Below are 17,217 nucleotides of genomic sequence, written 5' to 3' on the forward strand. Positions count from 1 at the left end.
AAATCCAGACATGGAAAAAGTACTTGTATTCATCGATACCCCGGGCCAGGCGCTGAAGAAGTCCAGCCTGGAGCTGCTCACCATCGCGCGCTCGCTGGGTGAGGCCGCGGTGGCGTTCAACGGCGAACTGCACGACGACGTCGCCGCCGAGCTGGCAGCCTACGGAGCGGGGGAACTCTACGTCCCCGCGGCAGCCGACCTCAACGACTACCTCGTCGGGCCCAAGGCGGCGTTCCTCGCGGCCGTGGCCGGAACCTCCGGGGCCACCGTGGTGCTGGCCGAGAACTCGGCCGAGGGCAAGGAGGTCGCGGCGCGGCTGGGGATCAAACTCGGCGCCGGTGTGATCACCGACGTCGTCGCGGTCGACCCGGACGGGACCGCGCACAAGTCGGTGCTCGCCGGCTCGTACACCACCACGGCCAGGGCCACCACCCCGGTGGCCGTGCTGACCGTCAAGGCCAACAGCGTCGCCCCGGAGCCGGCCGCCACGGCCACCGCCCCGCAGCCTGTCACGGTCGACCTGCCGGCGGACGCCATAGCCGGCGCGGCCCGGGTGACCGCCCGGACCGAGAAGGCCGCCAGCGGCCGCCCCGACCTCTCCGAGGCCCGGATCGTCGTGGCCGGCGGCCGGGGAGTGGACGGAAACTTCGGACCGCTTGAGGACCTCGCCGACGCCCTGGGCGCGGCCATAGGCGCGTCCCGCGCCGCCACGGACGCCGGCTGGATCGGCCACGACGCGCAGATCGGACAGACCGGCAAGACCGTCTCCCCGCAGCTCTACATCTCAGCCGGCATTTCCGGCGCCATCCAGCAGAAGGCCGGCATGCAGACCGCCAAGGTGATCGTGGCGGTGAACAAGGACGCCGAATCCCCGGTCTTCGAGATCGCCGACTTCGGCATCGTCGGCGACCTCTTCCAGGTGCTGCCGCAGGCCACCGAAGAAATCAAGAAGCGCAAGGGCTGACCATTGAGCACCAACGCCCCCGCGGCACAGAGCCCGTTCGATCCGAACCACACCCGGATCGAGCGGGTGCTTTGTTTCACCGCCCACCCGGACGACATCGACTTCGGCGCCGCCGGCACCATCGCCGCGTGGACCGCCGCCGGAGTCCAGGTCAGCTACTGCATCATGACGGACGGGGACGCCGGCGGCTTCGACCCGGCGAAGCGCGACGAAATCGTCCGGCTGCGGACGGAGGAACAGCAGCGCGCCGCCGCGCTCGTCGGCGTGAGCGATATCCACTACCTCCACCAGCTGGACGGCTACCTTGAGCCCTCGCACGAGGTCATCCGTGAGGTGGTGCGCCTGATCCGCCGGCTCCGTCCCGACGTCGTGCTCGCCATGCATCCGGAACGGAACTGGAACCGGATCCAGAAGAGCCACCCGGACCACCTGGCGGTGGGGGAGGCGGTGACCAGGGCTGTGTACCCGGCCCTGGAGAACCCCTTCGCGTACCCGGAGCTGGCCGCGGCCGGGCTGGAGGCCTACAAGCTGCCCTGGCTGTGGCTCTTCGCCGGACCGGAGGAGCGGGAGAACCACTTTGTGGATGTCACCGGGAACGTCGAAGAGAAGCTGGCGGCCATCCACATCCACGCCAGCCAGCACCCCGACGTTGACGCCATGGAACGCACCGTCCGCGGCCTCATGCTCGCCACCGGGGAACGCGGCGGCCTCGCTCCGGGCCGGAGCGCCGAGGCGTTCCACGTCGTCGCGGTCAACGGCCCGGGAACCATCGCCGGCTTCTAGTGTTGCCCGAGCGTGACCGCTGCCATATGCTTGCCATTGTTTAAATCATATTTATTGATGGAAGGCAGACTTTAATGGCGAAGACTGCGCAGCACCCCGTCCTGGTCATCATGGGCGTCTCAGGCTCGGGCAAATCCACCGTGGCCGGCCTGCTGGCCGGGCGGCTGGGTTGGGACCTCGCGGAAGGCGACGACCTGCATCCGGCGTCCAACGTGGCCAAGATGCACGCCGGCCAGCCGCTGACGGACGAAGACCGCTGGCCCTGGCTGGACACCATCGCCGCCTGGATCCGGGAGCACACCGCCGCCGGGACCCCCGGCGTCGTAACCTGCTCGGCCCTGAAGAAGCGGTACCGCGACGTCCTGCGCGGGGAAGGCGTGGTTTTTGTCTTCCTCGAAGGCAGCAAGGACCGGATCTCGGACCGCCTCGCCTCCCGGCACGGCCACTTCATGCCACCGGCGCTGCTGGAATCCCAGTTCGACGCGCTGGAAGCCCCCACCGAGGACGAAAACTTCATCACCCTCTCCGTAGGGGCAACCCCCGCGGACGAAGCCCAGGAAATCATCGACCGGCTCCACCTCAACGGCGCCGACGCCGCCGCGCGCTAACCGCGCGCCGGTCACCACCCCCTTATTCCAGCTAGGAAAACGTTTTGAATTCTCTTACAGCAATGCAGCTTCCCGCTGCCCTCGAGGCCTGGACCGGCCACGACACCCAGCTCCTGGTGGTCGCCGGCCTCGGCATCGCACTGATCGTGGTGCTGATCGCCAAGTTTAAGCTCCACCCCTTCCTCGCGCTTGTGCTGGGCTCGGCCTTTGTCGGACTGGCCTCGGGCGTGGAACTGCCCAAGATCATCAGCAACTTCGAGGACGGCGTGGGCGGCGTCTTGAAGGAGGTCGGCCTGCTGATCGCCCTCGGCGCCATGCTGGGCAAGCTCCTGGCGGACTCCGGGGGAGCCAACCGCGTGGTGGACACGCTGCTCGCCAAGGCAGGCGGTAACCGGGTGGTCTGGTCCATCACGCTTGTCGCGGTGATCATCGGCCTGCCGATGTTCTTCGAAATCGGCCTCGTGCTGCTGCTGCCGGTGATTGTCCTGGTCACGCAGCGCTCCAAAATGCCGCTGATGCGCATCGCCATCCCGGCGCTGGCCGGATTGTCGGTGCTGCACGGCCTCGTGCCGCCGCACCCGGGTCCGCTGATCGCGATCAGCGCCGTCAAGGCCGAGCTGGGCACCACGCTCGCGCTCGGACTCCTGGTCGCCATCCCCACCGTCATCATCTGCGGGCCGCTGTTTTCCCGGCTCGCCGCCAAATGGGTGCCGGTGGGCGCCCCCGCCGTCGCGGGCGGCATCGACACCGAGCACGGCGCCGATCTCGAAGGCGTCAAGCGCCAGCCCAGCTTCCCGGTCACGCTGATGACCATCATCTTCCCGGTGGTCCTCATGCTGCTCAAGGCCGTCGTGGACATCATCTGGCCCGACGCCGCCTCGGCGCCGTGGATCCGGGTCTTCTTCGATTTCGTGGGTCAGCCGCTCGTTGCGATGACCCTGGCGGTCCTGCTCGCCATCGGCACCTTCGGCTACGCCGTCGGCTTCACCGGCAACAAGATCACCACCAAGATCGGCGCGAGTCTCGGCCCGATTGCCGCGATCCTGCTGATCGTGGGCGCTGGCGGCGGCTTCAAGCAGACCTTGATCGGCGCCGGCGTCGGCGACGCCGTCAAGAAATGGGCCGAGGGCGCCAACATGTCCGTGCTGGTCCTCGGCTTCCTCGTGGCCGTGGCGCTGCGCCTCGCCACCGGCTCCGCGACCGTGGCCACCGTGACCGCGGCGGGCATCGTGGCACCGCTGGCCAGTTCCCTTTCCCCGACCCACGCCGCCCTGCTGGCCCTTGCGATCGGCGCCGGCTCGCTCTTCCTCTCCCACGTCAACGACGCCGGGTTCTGGCTGGTGAAGGAACTCTTCGGCCTCAGCGTCGGACAGACGTTCAAGACCTGGTCCGTGATGGAGACGCTGATCTCCGTGGTGGGCTTTGCCTTCGTGATGCTGCTCTCGCTGGTCATTTAGCGGGCGGCACAACAAAAGCCGCGCAGGCCCCGGGCAATCGGGTCCTGCGCGGCTTTGTCGTTGTCAGATACTAAGCGTCAGCTACTAAGCGCCCAGCGGCGCGGAGGCCACGGTCGGCATGGTGGGCGTCTTAGAGCCGCCCGCCGGCTCCACCGTGATGCCCAGGGCCGCGGCGGAACCGATGCCCGTGACGACAGCAGGCTTTGACAGCGTCTCCGCGTCCATCAGGCCCTTGGAGACCGGAGCCGAGCCGTCCTTCGGGATCAGCCACATCTGGTAGACCTTGCCCGTCGGTGGAGCGGGAACGCCGTTCATCTTTACTACCGCGGCGTCCATCGAGGACGAGAGCGTGAGCGAGGCCGTGCCGCCGCCGATCACGTCGATCGTCGCCTTGCGCACGTCGCTGGCCTGAAGCACCTGGTTCAGCGGGTCGTTCTGGTTGGCGACATACGCGCCCACCCCGACTCCGCCTACCGCGATGGCGGCAGCAGCGGCGACGCCGATCAGCCAGTTGCGCATGCCCTGGGGCCGGCGCCGTTCGTCACGGCGCTGGCGGGCGGCGCTGAGTTCGTCGGTGACCGGAAGCCCCGGGTGTTCGCGGACCGGACGGGCCACCACCGGGGGAGCGGCAGGGCCAGGCCGTGCCTCGGCACCCGGCTCGGCGGCCTGCGCCGGCAGGGCCGCGACAATGCGGTCGAAGAGGCCGGCCGGCGGCTCCTCCTCCGCGCTAAAGCTCATCGTCAGCGTCTCTCGGGCCTGCCGGACACGCTCCTCGAACTCGGCGCGTTCCGCCGGCGGGGCCTCCGTGAGGTAGCGGTCGACGGCGGTGCGTTCGGCGTCGTCAAGGGCATGCAGCGCGTAAACCTCGGCGAGGTCGACGGCGCGGCCGGAGCTGAGGTCGCTGGCGATGTCGGCGGAAAAGCTGCCGGGCGTGCGGCCGCTGTTCTGAGGATTCATGTCATTCATCTCAACTCACCCCCAAACAGGTCTTCAGTCGGATCAGTCCGTCGCGGATGCGGGACTTAATGGTGGGAACGGCCGCGTTGAGCTTCTCGGCGACTTCCCGGTAGGTGAGCCCGCCGTAATAGGCGAGCCGGACGGATTCCTGCTGTGTGTCCGTCAGCGTGTCCAGGCAGCGGACCACCGCTTCGGCCTCGAGCTTGCTGCCGACCGCATCGGAAACGGAGTCGTGGTCGATCTCCTGGCTGCTGGCGCCGTACTTGGCCTCACGGTCGGTGGAGGACTGCGAGGACCGGACCTTGTCCACGGCCCGGCGGTGGGAGATGGTCATCAGCCACGCGAGCGGGCTGCCGGCGTCGGCGTTGAACTTGGCGGCGTTCTGCCAGACTTGGAGGAACACCTCCTGCGCGGTGTCCTCGCTGAGCTCCGTGTCAATCAGGACCCGGCGCGCCATGCCGAAAACGCGGCGCGACGTGAGCTGATAGAACTCGGCGAAGGCGGCCTGGTCACCGTTGGCGATCTGTCCGAGCAGGGCTCCCAGCCGGCGGTTAACGTCGGCTGAGGCGCTGGGGGGAGCGGCGGCCTCGGGATTCGGGGCATTCGGAGTTTCCATCACCCTCAAGCATAAGGTGCCAGCCTCCGGTCCGGGGCCAGAACGGACTTCGACCGTGCCGTGGTTGCCCGCAGCCCAACGGGCCGGGCGTCTATCCGCCTGCATTATTGTCACCTGCCGCTCCTCGCTCCCTTCAACGCTCGCCTGGATGGTCTCTCACAAACGATTCGGCGCGGCGGGAGAAACGGATGGGCGGACTTCAGGGAAATTTGCGCCAGCGGCCTGATCCGGATCCAGCGCCGCAAGCCCCAGGTACTACAGCTTGGCGCCCGCGAAGCCCTGCTGGCGCCAGGCCTCGTAGACAGCAATCGACGCCGCGTTGGCCAGGTTCAGCGAACGCAGCGCCGGCAGCATAGGCAGCCGGACACGGGACGTCACATGCGGGTCGTGCTTGAGTGCCTCGGAAAGGCCCACGGATTCCCTGCCGAACATCAGCACGTCGCCGGGCCGGTAGCTGATGTCCGTGTAGGAGGTTTCGCCGTCGGAAGTGAAGGCGAAGACCCGCTCCGGCTGCAGCGCTTCCCAGGCCGCGTCGATGTCCGGGTGGACGGTGACGACGGCGAGGTCGTGGTAGTCCAGGCCGGCGCGGCGGAGCTTGGCGTCGGAGAAGTCAAAGCCCAGCGGCTCCACGAGGTGGAGTTCGGCGCCCGTGATGGCGGCCAGCCGGATGGCGTTGCCGGTATTGCCGGGGATTTCGGGGCTGTGGAAGAGGATGCGGAACACGCTCCCATCCTAGCGAGCCGGCTGGCCGCTAATGCATTCCGCGCAGCAGCCTGGCCAGCACCGGTACGTTGACGGTGTTTGGGGCGGGTCCGGAACTGAGGAACTGCTTGAGGCCGCGGGCCAGCCCGGCGGCGTTGACCACCTGGACGAGCTCCTGGCTGTCGCCGCGGTCGCGGGAGCGGCCGTGCCGGTCGATCACCGGTTCGTGCAGGTTGCCGTCGGTGCTGTGGACGACGGTCCAGCCGGTGACGTTCAGCTCCGGGAAGATGTCCTGCATCCGGCGCACCACATGGGCCAGCTGCGGCGGGGCGATGGACCGGCCGCCGTGGTTCAGGGTGCTGCCGTTCCAGGCGTAGGCTCCCGGCGGCAGGAGCATGGAACCGATGATGGCCAGCCGGTAGCCGGAGACCAGCACATGGTCGATGTGGCTGTTGTCCGCGGGGGACTGCAGACCATTGATCAGCCGGGCGGCCGGGATGGCAGGCAGGATCTGCCGGGTGATCAGCTGCACCGTCCGCATTTCGCGCTGGATGCGCGCCTCAGCGCCGAAAATGCCCCGCCGGCGGGGCATGCCGTGGACCTGCTGCCCGGCCACCGACGCCGGGATCAGCGGCACCTCACCGGCCGCCGCCACCTCTTCGAAGGAGGGAACGTAGACCGGGGGATCCGCGGCGGTGTTGCGCGGCGTGTTCGGACGGCGGACATGCGCGGACGCCCGGCTGCCGGCTGCCGGCGCGTCGAAGTGCGCACCTTCTTCGGCCGGGGCCGTGCGGCTGGAGAAGGCGGTCCCGCTGCCGTAGGAACGGTCGTAGTCGGCACGGCGCTTGGCATCGATGAGGGTCTCATAGGCCAGGGTCACCCGGCGGAAGGTGGCGGCGTCGCCTCCGTGGTCGGGGTGGGCCGTGCGGGCAGCCTTGCGGTAGGCCACCTTGATGTCCTTGTCCGTCGCCGTGACGGGGATCCTGAGGACCTGGTAATGCGAGCTGTTGCCCTGCGTCAAGCACGATTCCTTTGCGTCAGTGGAGCCGGTCCGGTCGGGGACCTCCGGCGTGGACAGTTTAACCGGCTGGGGGAATAACGAGCGTGTGGCCGTGGATGGTTCCCGGCGGCTGGCATAATTCAGCGCATGAAGATTGCCCTCGCCGTCAACCCGCGCGCCTCCTTTGGCCGCGGGCGGCATGCCGGTCGGGAAGCGGCCGAGTGCCTCAGCGCGGCCGGGGTCCAGGTCCAGTTGCTGTGCGAGGACAGCTACCAGCAGTTGTCCCAGGCCGTGGACAAGGTGCTCGCCGACGGGGTGGACGCGCTGGTTGTGGCGGGCGGCGACGGCATGGTCCACCTGGGTGTCAACGCGCTCGCCGGGTCGGGTGCCCCGTTCGGCGGGACTCCGCTGGGCATCATTCCGAGCGGAACCGGAAATGACATGGCACGCGCGCTCGGCCTGCCGCGGCACGACATCCCGGCGGCCGCCGCACGGGTGCTGGCTGCCCTGCCGTCGGGCGGCCGCCTGATCGACGCCGGCCGGGTGAGCTCCGGCGGCCGGACGCACTGGTTTGCCGGGGTGGTGTCCGCAGGCTTTGACGCCGCGGTCAACGAGCGCGCCAACGCGTGGCGCCGGCCGCGCGGCCAGGCCCGGTACAACCTGGCCATGCTGCGCGAACTGGCCACCTTTCGCGCCATCGAGTACACCGTGACGGCCGACGGCGAACGCTGGCGGCAGGGTGCCATGCTGATCTCGGTGGCCAACGGACAGTCGATCGGCGGCGGCATGAAGGTCGTGCCCGACGCCGTCCTCGACGACGGCTATCTGGACCTGTTCATCGTCCGGCCGTTGTCCCGCGCCGCTTTCCTGGCGGTGTTCCCCAAGGTGTTTTCCGGCAAGCACGTGGGCCACCCGGCCGTGGAGATCCGCCGGGTCCGGCGGGTTGAACTTGAGGCTGACGGCGTCGTCGCGTACGCGGACGGCGAGCGGGTCGGTCCGCTGCCACTGACCATCGACGTTGTGCCCGGTGCGCTCCGGGTCCTGGCGTAGGCAGGGTGACGGACATGGCGGGCCATGGCACGGCACGGTTCGGCGGCGCACTGCTGGCACTGCTGCCCCTGCTGGCAGGCTGCAGTGTGGGGGTTCCGGATCCCTCGGCGGCCAAGCCGGTGAGCAGCGCTGCCACCGTCGCCACCCCGACCGTGACGCCGGGGTACGACGCCGAAGCGGTCGCTGCGCGCAGCCTGCCTTTCGGAGCGGGGGACCGCCTCGCTGCCGGCGTACCGGTCCGACTCTCCGACGGGCTGAGCGACGCCCCCGCCTGGAAGCCCGGCAAACAGGATGTGGCCGGCGCCAGCGAGTACCGGAAGGCCGACGGCTGCCTGGTCTCCGCCAGGGTCCGGGTGAACCAGTGGCCGCTTGTCGTCGCCGGCGACGACAAGGCGTCCACGGAGGCCCTCTTCCACTACCTGGACCCCAGCATCCTGCCGTCCTACCTCAAGACGGCAGTCCTGCGCTGGGGCGGCGAACCGGACAAGCCGGGCCCGCGGGTCGAGGTGCTGGTGCTCGAGGGCGGCAAGAAGGCCGGGAGCCGGGCGAGCGCCAGCTACGCCCGGCTCTTTGCCAAGGCCGGCTCATCCGTCTATGTCTCCGTGTCCTGCCCGGACGCGGCGGCGCTCGCGGCCGCGCGGGCCGACATCGCCGCCCGGTTGGCCGTGCTGCCGCCGTCGTCCTGATCCGCCCGAAGCGGACAGGCCGGCGGCGGCAGGGGCCGACTAGTGGAGCTTCGCCGGCGAGAGCCGGTTCAGCGCCAGGGCCCCGACCAGCAGTCCGAAGTCGCGCAGCGCCACGTCGAAGTAGCTGCCAAGGACCAGCAGGTTGACGATGATGCCGAGCAGCCACACGGCGACCAGCAGGGATCCGAAGCGCGGGCGGACCGCCACGGCGATGCCGGCGATGATCTCGACGACGCCGACGACGTACATAAAACTCTGTGCCGACACCGGGACCACCGAGGTGGCCACCGGGGCGAGATACATCGTCCAGTCGGTCAGCAGGTTGGTGAACTTGTCCAGGCCGAAAATGATCGGCGCGACAGTGAAGACCGTGCGCAGCAACAGGAAGGCCTGCCGCTGGGAACCGGCTGCGACCGTCGGGGCCGGGGCCGCAAGGGCTGTTGAAGATTTCATCTTCTGCTCCTTCTAAAATTGGGTAACTTGATTTTAGAATGACTGCAGGGGTTAAGCAATGGATCTTGTTTTTAGAGTTAGGCTGATGCCATGAACCATTTGCCGTGGAGCCGCAGGATTGCCGCCGTCGCGTCCCTGGGGGATGAAAACCGCAGGCGGCTCTTTGACTTCGTCACCGCGGCGGATCAGGCGGTGGGCCGCGACGACGCGGCCGGTGCCCTCGGGCTGGCAAGGAGCACCGCGTCGTTCCACCTGGACCGGCTGGTCCACGACGGCCTGCTGGCGGTGGAGTTCCGCAAACTCGGCGGCAAGGAGGGGCCCGGTTCCGGCCGGCCGGCCAAGCTGTACCGCGCGGCCGTCCAGGAGGTCTCGGCTTCCGTCCCGGAACGCAACTATGATCTGGCCGCCGAACTCCTGGTGACGGCGATTGAACAATCCGCGGCCGACGGCGGATCGGCCCGGACCGCGCTGCTGCAGGCCGCCCGGTCGCGGGGCCTGGCCGCGGGGGAAGCCGCCGGCACCGCCGACTTCGCGGAGCTGCTGACCGCCGAGGGGTACCGACCGGCGGACGACGGCGCCGGCGGGCTCGTGTTGCTCAACTGCCCGTTTCACCGGGTGGCCCAGGGCCACGCGGAGGTGGTCTGCGCCATGAACGGCGCGTTCCTGGGCGGGGCCGCGGCGGGCTGCGGGGTGGATCCGGCCAGGGTCGAAGCGCTCGACATCGAGGAACTCCGGGTGCAGGGCTCGGCTGCCCCGGCCCAGTGCTGCGCCCGGATCAGGCCGCTCTGAGCTTCGCCTGCCCCTTGATGCCGGTCAGCAGGACGCCGGCTACCACCATGATGCCGCCCGCGACCTGGACGAGGGTCAGGGGCGTCCCAAGCGCGACCGTGATGACGGCGGTGAAGACCACCATCAGGTTCAGATAGTTCCCGGCGGTGCCCGGCGGGGTGGTCTTTAATGCCAGGTTCCAGAACAGGTAGGCGCCCAGCGAGGGGAAGACCGCTATGTAGGCCAGCGACCAGCCCTCCGCCGGTGTCTCCGGCAGCCGCACGTGCATGGCCAGCGCAAACGGTGCCAGCGTCACGGTGGCCATGGTGACCTGCACGGCGGTGGCGGCGATGGCGGGAATGTCCAGCCTGCGGGCGATGATCGTGTAGCTGCCCCAGACCACGATGGCGCCGATCATCAGGAGCTCCCCGGTGTTGATCGAGAGGCTGAATACCCGCTGCAGTTCGCCGCGGGTCAGGACCAGCAGCACGCCCAGCAGCCCCAGCCCGATGCCGAGCCAGCCGAGCCGGGTGGTCCTCTCGCCGAGCAGGAAAATTGCCATCACCACAATCAGGGCCGGGTTCGCCGCGGTGATCAGCGAGGCGTTCATCGCGGAGGTGTAGCCGAGCGCGCCGTACAGGAGCAAGGTGTAGCCGCTCATCCCCAGCGCGCTCAGCAGCAGCAGCACGGGCCAGCGGCGCAGGACCGCGCGCCAGTCCGGCTTTTCCACGAAGTGGGCCAGGGCCAGCAGCGGCAGGGCGGCCAGCGTCCAGCGCCAGAAGGTCAGGTCCAGGGGCGTCATCGAGGCGACAGCGGCCTGGCCGACGACGAAATTTCCGGACCAGAACAGGGTGGCCAGGACGAGGTAGAGGGACGCTTTCACCGCTTGAATGTACACCAGTGCCGTCTCCTTCCGGCGTCGCCCTCCGGTGCCTTCCGTCTCCTTCCGGCGTCGCCGTCCCGCGCCGTCCCGCGCCTTCCGGCCGCGCCGTCCCGCGGCGCGGAGCAAGCCCCCCACGGTAGAATTGGCGTGTGCCCGTATACCTAGACCACGCAGCCACCACGCCGCTCGCCGCTGAGGCGCTGACCGCGCTGACGCGTGAGCTGGCCCGCACCGGCAACCCCTCCTCTCTGCACGGGTCCGGCCGCCGCGCCCGCCGGGCTGTCGAGGATGCCCGCGAGGCCCTGGCCGCGGCAGCCGGGGCGCATCCTTCGGAGGTTATCTTCACCTCAGGCGGCACGGAAGCCGACAACCTTGCCGTGAAGGGACTCTATTGGGCCCGCCAGGCCGAGGATCAGCGGCGGACCCGCGTTCTCTGCTCCGCCGTCGAACACCACGCGGTGCTGGACGCCGTCGAATGGCTCGAACGGCACGAGGGAGCCGACGTTCGCTGGCTGCCCGTGGACGCCGACGGCGTGCTGGACCTGGCCGCGCTGGAAGCCGAGTTGGCCGACGATCCGGCCTCGATTGCCCTGGTCACCGTCATGTGGGCCAACAACGAAGTAGGCAGCCTCCAACCGGTCGCGGAGGTCGTGCGGCTGGCGCACGCCGCCGGCGTGCCCGTGCATTCCGACGCCGTGCAGGCGTTCGGCTCCGTGCCGGTTGATTTCCGTGGGACCGGCCTGGACGCCATGTCCATCTCCGGCCACAAAATCGGCGGCCCGGTCGGCGTCGGCGCGCTGCTGCTGGGCCGCGCCGTCAAGCTGACCCCGGTCCAGCACGGCGGGGGACAGGAACGCGACGTGCGCTCCGGCACCCTGGACACCGCGTCGATCGCAGCCTTCGCCGCCGCGGCGGAGGCAGCCACCGGAAATCTGGCCGCCGAGTCGGCACGGATCTCCGCGCTCCGGGACCGTCTGATTGACGGCGTCCGCGCCGCCGTTCCGGAGGCCGTGCTGCGCGGTGCCCCCGGGAACGGCCGGCTGCCGGGCAACGCGCATTTCACCTTCCCCGGCTGCGAGGGCGACTCGCTGTTGTTCCTGCTGGACCTCGCCGGGGTGGAATCCTCCACCGGCTCAGCCTGCACCGCCGGCGTGCCGCGGCCCTCCCACGTGCTGCTCGCCATGGGCCTGGATGAGGACACCGCCCGGGGCGCCCAGCGCTTCACCCTCGGCCACTCCTCTACCGACGCCGACGTCGATGCGCTGCTGGCGGCCCTGCCGGCGGCGTACACCCGCGCCCGCCAGGCCGGCATGGCCGGACACGAGTCCAGCATCCAGACCGCGGGAACCGTCGCCCGCCAATCCGCCAACGGCTAGTCCAAGGACAGTAGCTGCTCCAGCGGGACGTCCGGATCCGCCAGCGAGTCCGGGCTGACGGAGCCGCGTGCAGTGATGAGTGCCTTGATGGCCTTTTGCGGCTTGTCGGACCGCGGCCAGTTGACGTTCATGCCTGCGACCACGCAGCCTTCGCGCTGCCAGAAGGCGAGGAATTCCTGCCGCTCCAGTGAACCCCTGAGCACGGGCGGGCCCTCGACCAGGCTGGGGAAGCCGGAATACTCCATGCTGACGTCGTACTGGTCCGTATAGAAGTAAGGAATGGTGTCCAGTACGGCCTCCCGTCCGAGCATCGCCCGGCCGGCGACCTTCCCGCCGTTGAGCGCGTTGGACCAGTGCTCGCTGCGGTGGTGCCCGCCGGTGAACGGATGCAGGGCGTTGGCGACGTCGCCGGCGGCAAAGACTCCCGGAGCCGAAGTGCGCAGCGACGCGTCCGTGAGGATCCCGTTGTCCAGGGCGATGCCCGCGGCTGCGGCGAGCGATGTCTCGGGGACGACGCCGACGGCGATGACAACCAGGTCGGCGGCCAGGATTTCGCCGGCGTCGGTGCGGACGCCGGTGACCCGGCCGTCGACGCCTGTGATGGCTGCGGCCGACGCCGGCAGCCGGAACCGCACGCCCCGGGACTCATGCAGCGAGCGGAAGAAGGCGCCCAGTTCGGGGCCAATCGCCGCGGCCAGCGGCACCTGCTCGAGGCCCAGCAGGGTGACGGAGTTGCCATACGAGTTTGCGGCGGCCGCAAGCTCCATTCCGATCCAACCCGAGCCGACCATCACCACGTTCCGGCCGCCCGCGGAGAGGGCATCCCGGAGCCGGCGGCTGTCGTCGAGCGTCCGGAACGTCATGACGCCGTCGAGGCTGCTGCCGGGCAGCGGAATCGAGCGCGGACGTGCCCCCGTGGCCAGCAGGAGCGCGGAATAGGGCAGCCGGCTGCCGTCGCCGAGGGTCACCGTGCGGGCCGCGGTGTCCAGCCCGGTGACGGGAGCGCCCAGTTGGAGGTCGACGTCGTTCTCCTCGTACCAGCCGGCCGGAACCACCGGGAGGGCGTCCTCGCCGTCCTTGCCCAGGAGATATTCCTTGGACAGCGGCGGCCGCAGGTAGGGGGTCTGCGCCTCCTCGGCGAGCAGCGTGACCGGGCCCTCGAAGCCCTCCACCCGCAGGGTCTTCGCGGCGGTGGCGCCCGCCAGCCCGCCACCCACAATCGCGATGTTCTCGACAGCCATCTCGCGCGTCCCGTCTGGGCTTTCGCCGCCCTTGTTCTAAAACCGCTAATGCTGACGTTAGAAGCGCGGCAGGCTGCCGTCAAGCCTTTTTGGGGCAGGAATCGGCGTGGCGATAGAATCGGTATGCGGGCGCTGTGTTATTCATCTGCCCGCGGACCTCCCGATTCCTAGAGAAAGCCAGCATGCGAGTTCTTGCAGCCATGAGCGGCGGCGTCGATTCAGCCGTTGCCGCAGCCCGCGCCGTCGAGGCCGGCCACGACGTCGTCGGGGTCCACCTCGCCCTCTCACGCATGCCCGGAACGCTGCGCACCGGCAGCCGCGGCTGCTGCACCATCGAGGACTCGCGCGACGCCTGGCGGGCGTGCGACGTGCTGGGCATCCCGTACTACGTGTGGGACTTCTCCGAGCGATTCAAGGAAGACGTCGTCCAGGACTTCATCGACGAATACGCCGCCGGCCGCACGCCCAACCCGTGCATGCGCTGCAACGAGCGGATCAAGTTCGCCGCGCTGCTGGAGAAGGCGATCGCGCTGGGTTTCGACGCCGTCTGCACCGGCCACTACGCCAAGGTGATCACGGACGCCGACGGTAACCCCGAACTGCACCGCGCCGCGGACTGGGCAAAGGACCAGAGCTACGTGCTCGGCGTCCTCACGCACGAACAGCTCCGGCACTCGATGTTCCCGCTCGCGGACACCCCCTCCAAGGCCGAGGTCCGCGCCGAGGCCGAACGCCGAGGGCTGTCCGTGGCCAACAAGCCCGACAGCCACGACATCTGCTTCATCCCCGACGGCGACACCGCCGGCTGGCTGGCGGAGAAGATCGAGATGTCCACCGGCGACATCGTGGACGAATCCGGCGCCAAGGTCGGCGAACACCCGGGCGCCAACGCCTTCACCGTCGGCCAGCGCCGCGGGCTGAAGCTGGGCACCCCGGCCGCCGACGGCAAGCCGCGCTTTGTGCTGGAGATCCGCCCCAAGGAGAACAAGGTGGTCGTCGGCCCCGAGGCCCTGCTCGCGATCGACGAGATCCGCGGCATCAAGGTGTCCTGGGCCGGGCTGCCGATCGCGGAGATCGCCACCGGCGAGGAGTTCGACTGCTACGCCCAGGTCCGCGCCCACGGGGACCCGGTGCCGGCAACCGCCCGGATGGAACACTCCGGAGGGTCCGGCGACCTGGTGGTCACGCTGGCGGAACCGCTCCGCGGCGTCGCCCCCGGCCAGACCGTGGTGCTCTACCAGGGCAGCCGGGTCCTTGGCCAGGCCACCATCGACGCCGCGCGGTCGCTCCAGCGGGCCGCCCTCTAACCGCCCCCGACGGGCCGCGTCTTCGGCGGGGGGCCGGTCCGCCGATTCCAGGAGCGCCGCATGCCATTGGCCTGCGGCGCTCCTGCCTTTAACCGTCGCCCGGGCGCGGGACATGTCCATTCTTCGCGGCCACGAGTGGGCACTTCGGGTATATGTCCACTCCCGGGCTCGGGCGCGGGACATGTTCGTTAGCGTGCACCCCGCGCAAGCATCCCGCGCGGGACATGTTCGTTAGCGTGCACCCCGCGCAAGCATCCCGCGCGGGACATGTCCATTCTTCGCGGCCACGAGTGGGCACTTCGGGATTATGTCCACTCCCGGGCCTCGGCGGTGAGCATGCCCGTCCTCCGGCTAGAGCGCGGGCCATGTTCGTCTTCCGGCTAGAGCGAGGGACATGTCCATTCTTCGCGGCCACGAGTGGGCACTTCGGGTATATGCCCAGTCCCTGGCCTGGGCGGTGGGCATGTCCGTTCCCGAGCCCCCGCCGCCGCAGGCCGCACCGAGTCCGGGGTGCCGAAGATCCGGGCGAAATCCCGAAGAATGCGATAACTTCCGCCGGTTCGTGTAAATTTTGTGTCTCAACTCACAAGATGTAGCGATTCGCCCGTGGTCTTCTGGTTGAATCTAGGAATCAGGACAGGTGCTGCCCAACGAGTCAAGCTACTTCGGGCTGCGCACTAGTACTCATCGAACAGAAAGTTCACAGATGGCAATGAACAAAAAGGCCCTGCAGAGCGCCATCGCGCTTGCCGGGGTTTCCGCCTTTGCACTGACGGCCTGCACCGGCCCTACCGGCGGCGGAACGTCCTCCGGCAGCGCCGCAGGCGGAGGCAGCATTACGTACGGCACCACGGACAAGGTGGTCACCCTCGACCCGGCCGGCTCCTACGACGCCGGCTCGTTCATGGTGATGAACCAGATCTACCCGTTCCTGATGAACTCGAAGCCCGGAACGGCTGACTCCAGCCCGGACATCGCTGAGTCCGCGTCCTTCACGAGCCCCACGGAATACACCGTCAAGCTCAAGTCCGGCCTCAAGTTCGCCAACGGGCACGCGCTGACGTCCTCGGACGTGAAGTTCTCGATCGACCGCGTCATCAAGATCAACGACGACAACGGCCCGGCCTCCCTGCTGGGCAACCTCGCCTCGGTGGAAGTCAAAGACGACTCCACCGTGGTCTTCAAGCTCAAGGAAGGCAACGACCAGGTCTTCCCGGGCGTGCTCGCCGCGAACGCAGGTCCGATCGTCGACGAAGAGGTCTTCTCCGCCGACAAGCTGATGAGCGACGAGGACATCGTCAAGGGCAAGCCTTTCGCCGGCCAGTACACGATCGAGAGCTACAAGAAGAACGAGCTCGTCAGCCTCAAGGCCAACCCTGACTACAAGGGTCTGCTCGGCAAGCCGGCGAACGACAGCGCCACGATCAAGTACTACGCGGACTCCAACAACCTCAAGCTCGATGTCCAGCAGGGCAACATCGACGTCGCCGGCCGCAGCCTGACCGCGACCGACGCCGCCGACCTCGAGAAGGACTCCAAGGTCAAGGTTCACAAGGGCCCCGGTGGCGAACTGCGCTACATCGTCTTCAACTTCGACACCATGCCGTTCGGCGCCAAGGCTGCCGACGCCGACCCGAAGAAGGCACTCGCCGTCCGCCAGGCGATGGCAGACATCGTCGACCGCGACGCGATCGCCAGCCAGGTCTACAAGGGCACCTACCTGCCCGCGTACTCCGTCGTCCCGGACGGCTTCGTCGGCGCCATCAAGCCGCTCAAGGAAATGTACGGCGACGGCAACGGCAAACCCAGCCTGGACAAGGCCAAGAAGGCCTTCAGCGACGCCGGCGTCACCGCCCCGGTCACGCTGAAGCTGCAGTACAACCCGGACCACTACGGCAAATCCTCCGGCGACGAGTACGCCATGATCAAGGAGCAGCTGGAGAAGTCCGGCCTGTTCAAGGTCGACCTGCAGTCCACTGAGTGGGTCACCTACTCCAAGGACCGCACCAAGGACGTCTACCCGGTCTACCAGCTCGGCTGGTTCCCGGACTACTCCGACGCCGACAACTACCTGACCCCGTTCTTCGTCCCGGGCAACTTCCTCAAGAACCACTACGAGAACGCCTCCGTCACGGCGCTGATCAAGAAGCAGCTCACCACCGTTGACAAGACCGAGCGCGAAAAGGTGCTTGGCGAGGCCCAGACGGCCGTCGCCAAGGACCTCTCCACGCTGCCGCTGTTGCAGGGCGCCCAGCTCATGGTCGCCGGCAAGGACGTCCAGGGTGTCGAAAAGACCCTCGACGCGTCCTTCAAGACCCGTCTTGGTGTGATTTCCAAGTAGGTCCATTCCCCATCCGGTCCTGACC

At 68.6% G+C, this 17,217-nt stretch carries 17 protein-coding genes; 10 read left to right on the top strand and 7 right to left on the bottom strand.

Translation table 11 applies throughout. The annotated features are described in order from the left end of the window. Nucleotides 1–10: 10 nt before the first annotated feature. The 4 genes from AC1DGE_RS06050 to AC1DGE_RS06065 all read left to right on the top strand — a co-directional run bounded on the left by AC1DGE_RS06050 (nt 11) and on the right by AC1DGE_RS06065 (nt 3,812). A complete protein-coding gene (locus tag AC1DGE_RS06050; RefSeq protein WP_476917079.1) occupies nt 11–964 on the top strand; it encodes an electron transfer flavoprotein subunit alpha/FixB family protein in 954 nt (317 codons plus the stop codon). A 3-nt stretch (nt 965–967) separates the two neighbouring features. Next, nucleotides 968–1,747: a PIG-L deacetylase family protein gene (locus AC1DGE_RS06055; RefSeq protein WP_441417232.1), complete on the top strand. Its 780-nt coding sequence runs from the start codon at nt 968–970 to the stop codon at nt 1,745–1,747. A gap of 74 nt (nt 1,748–1,821) precedes the next feature. Continuing rightward, the gene (locus tag AC1DGE_RS06060; protein ID WP_441417233.1) at nt 1,822–2,355 is read left to right on the top strand and encodes a gluconokinase; all 534 of its coding nucleotides are present in this window, start codon (nt 1,822–1,824) and stop codon (nt 2,353–2,355) included. A 62-nt stretch (nt 2,356–2,417) separates the two neighbouring features. Then, nucleotides 2,418–3,812, top strand: a complete 1,395-nt coding sequence (locus AC1DGE_RS06065) for a GntT/GntP/DsdX family permease (protein WP_476917217.1) — start codon at nt 2,418–2,420, stop codon at nt 3,810–3,812. 84 nt (nt 3,813–3,896) lie between these two features. Here the strand turns inward: AC1DGE_RS06065 and AC1DGE_RS06070 are convergent, their stop codons facing one another. From AC1DGE_RS06070 to AC1DGE_RS06085, 4 genes are all read right to left on the bottom strand, one after another. Beyond that, nucleotides 3,897–4,769, bottom strand: coding sequence for an anti-sigma factor (locus AC1DGE_RS06070; RefSeq protein ID WP_476917080.1), 873 nt, complete (start codon nt 4,767–4,769; stop codon nt 3,897–3,899). A gap of 10 nt (nt 4,770–4,779) precedes the next feature. Beyond that, entirely contained in the window at nt 4,780–5,385 is a 606-nt protein-coding gene (gene sigK / locus AC1DGE_RS06075) for an ECF RNA polymerase sigma factor SigK (RefSeq protein ID WP_476917081.1), read from the bottom strand. 255 nt (nt 5,386–5,640) lie between these two features. After that, nucleotides 5,641–6,108, bottom strand: coding sequence for a tRNA (cytidine(34)-2'-O)-methyltransferase (locus AC1DGE_RS06080; protein ID WP_441417236.1), 468 nt, complete (start codon nt 6,106–6,108; stop codon nt 5,641–5,643). A 28-nt stretch (nt 6,109–6,136) separates the two neighbouring features. Then, nucleotides 6,137–7,108, bottom strand: a complete 972-nt coding sequence (locus AC1DGE_RS06085; protein ID WP_476892227.1) for a J domain-containing protein — start codon at nt 7,106–7,108, stop codon at nt 6,137–6,139. 126 nt (nt 7,109–7,234) lie between these two features. Between AC1DGE_RS06085 and AC1DGE_RS06090 the strand changes: the two genes are divergently transcribed. Both AC1DGE_RS06090 and AC1DGE_RS06095 read left to right on the top strand, forming a co-directional pair. Then, nucleotides 7,235–8,137 carry a diacylglycerol/lipid kinase family protein gene (locus tag AC1DGE_RS06090; RefSeq protein WP_476917082.1) on the top strand — a complete coding sequence of 301 codons (903 nt, stop codon included), beginning with the start codon at nt 7,235–7,237 and terminating at the stop codon, nt 8,135–8,137. 14 nt (nt 8,138–8,151) lie between these two features. Then, the gene (locus AC1DGE_RS06095; protein WP_476917083.1) at nt 8,152–8,823 is read left to right on the top strand and encodes a hypothetical protein; all 672 of its coding nucleotides are present in this window, start codon (nt 8,152–8,154) and stop codon (nt 8,821–8,823) included. Between the two features lie 39 nt (nt 8,824–8,862). Here AC1DGE_RS06095 and AC1DGE_RS06100 read toward each other — a convergent pair whose 3' ends face one another. After that, nucleotides 8,863–9,276 carry a hypothetical protein gene (locus tag AC1DGE_RS06100; RefSeq protein ID WP_476892229.1) on the bottom strand — a complete coding sequence of 138 codons (414 nt, stop codon included), beginning with the start codon at nt 9,274–9,276 and terminating at the stop codon, nt 8,863–8,865. A 90-nt stretch (nt 9,277–9,366) separates the two neighbouring features. Here AC1DGE_RS06100 and AC1DGE_RS06105 point away from each other — a divergent pair, with 90 nt between their 5' ends. Further along, a complete protein-coding gene (locus AC1DGE_RS06105) occupies nt 9,367–10,065 on the top strand; it encodes a helix-turn-helix transcriptional regulator (protein WP_476917084.1) in 699 nt (232 codons plus the stop codon). On the opposite strand, the gene AC1DGE_RS06110 is transcribed toward AC1DGE_RS06105, so the two are convergent. Beyond that, the gene (locus tag AC1DGE_RS06110) at nt 10,052–10,927 is read right to left on the bottom strand and encodes a DMT family transporter (protein ID WP_476917085.1); all 876 of its coding nucleotides are present in this window, start codon (nt 10,925–10,927) and stop codon (nt 10,052–10,054) included. The two genes, AC1DGE_RS06105 and AC1DGE_RS06110, sit on opposite strands and share 14 nt — an antisense overlap. 149 nt (nt 10,928–11,076) lie before the next feature. Here AC1DGE_RS06110 and AC1DGE_RS06115 point away from each other — a divergent pair, with 149 nt between their 5' ends. After that, nucleotides 11,077–12,303: a cysteine desulfurase family protein gene (locus tag AC1DGE_RS06115; RefSeq protein ID WP_476892232.1), complete on the top strand. Its 1,227-nt coding sequence runs from the start codon at nt 11,077–11,079 to the stop codon at nt 12,301–12,303. On the opposite strand, the gene AC1DGE_RS06120 is transcribed toward AC1DGE_RS06115, so the two are convergent. Beyond that, nucleotides 12,300–13,544: an NAD(P)/FAD-dependent oxidoreductase gene (locus AC1DGE_RS06120; RefSeq protein WP_476892233.1), complete on the bottom strand. Its 1,245-nt coding sequence runs from the start codon at nt 13,542–13,544 to the stop codon at nt 12,300–12,302. The two genes, AC1DGE_RS06115 and AC1DGE_RS06120, sit on opposite strands and share 4 nt — an antisense overlap. A 182-nt stretch (nt 13,545–13,726) precedes the next feature. Between AC1DGE_RS06120 and mnmA the strand changes: the two genes are divergently transcribed. Both mnmA and AC1DGE_RS06130 read left to right on the top strand, forming a co-directional pair. Further along, the gene (gene mnmA / locus AC1DGE_RS06125; protein ID WP_476892234.1) at nt 13,727–14,851 is read left to right on the top strand and encodes a tRNA 2-thiouridine(34) synthase MnmA; all 1,125 of its coding nucleotides are present in this window, start codon (nt 13,727–13,729) and stop codon (nt 14,849–14,851) included. Between the two features lie 706 nt (nt 14,852–15,557). Next, nucleotides 15,558–17,192, top strand: a complete 1,635-nt coding sequence (locus AC1DGE_RS06130) for an ABC transporter substrate-binding protein (RefSeq protein ID WP_476892235.1) — start codon at nt 15,558–15,560, stop codon at nt 17,190–17,192. Nucleotides 17,193–17,217 lie beyond the last annotated feature (25 nt).

The organism is Arthrobacter sp. 05N425 (assembly GCF_056397125.1).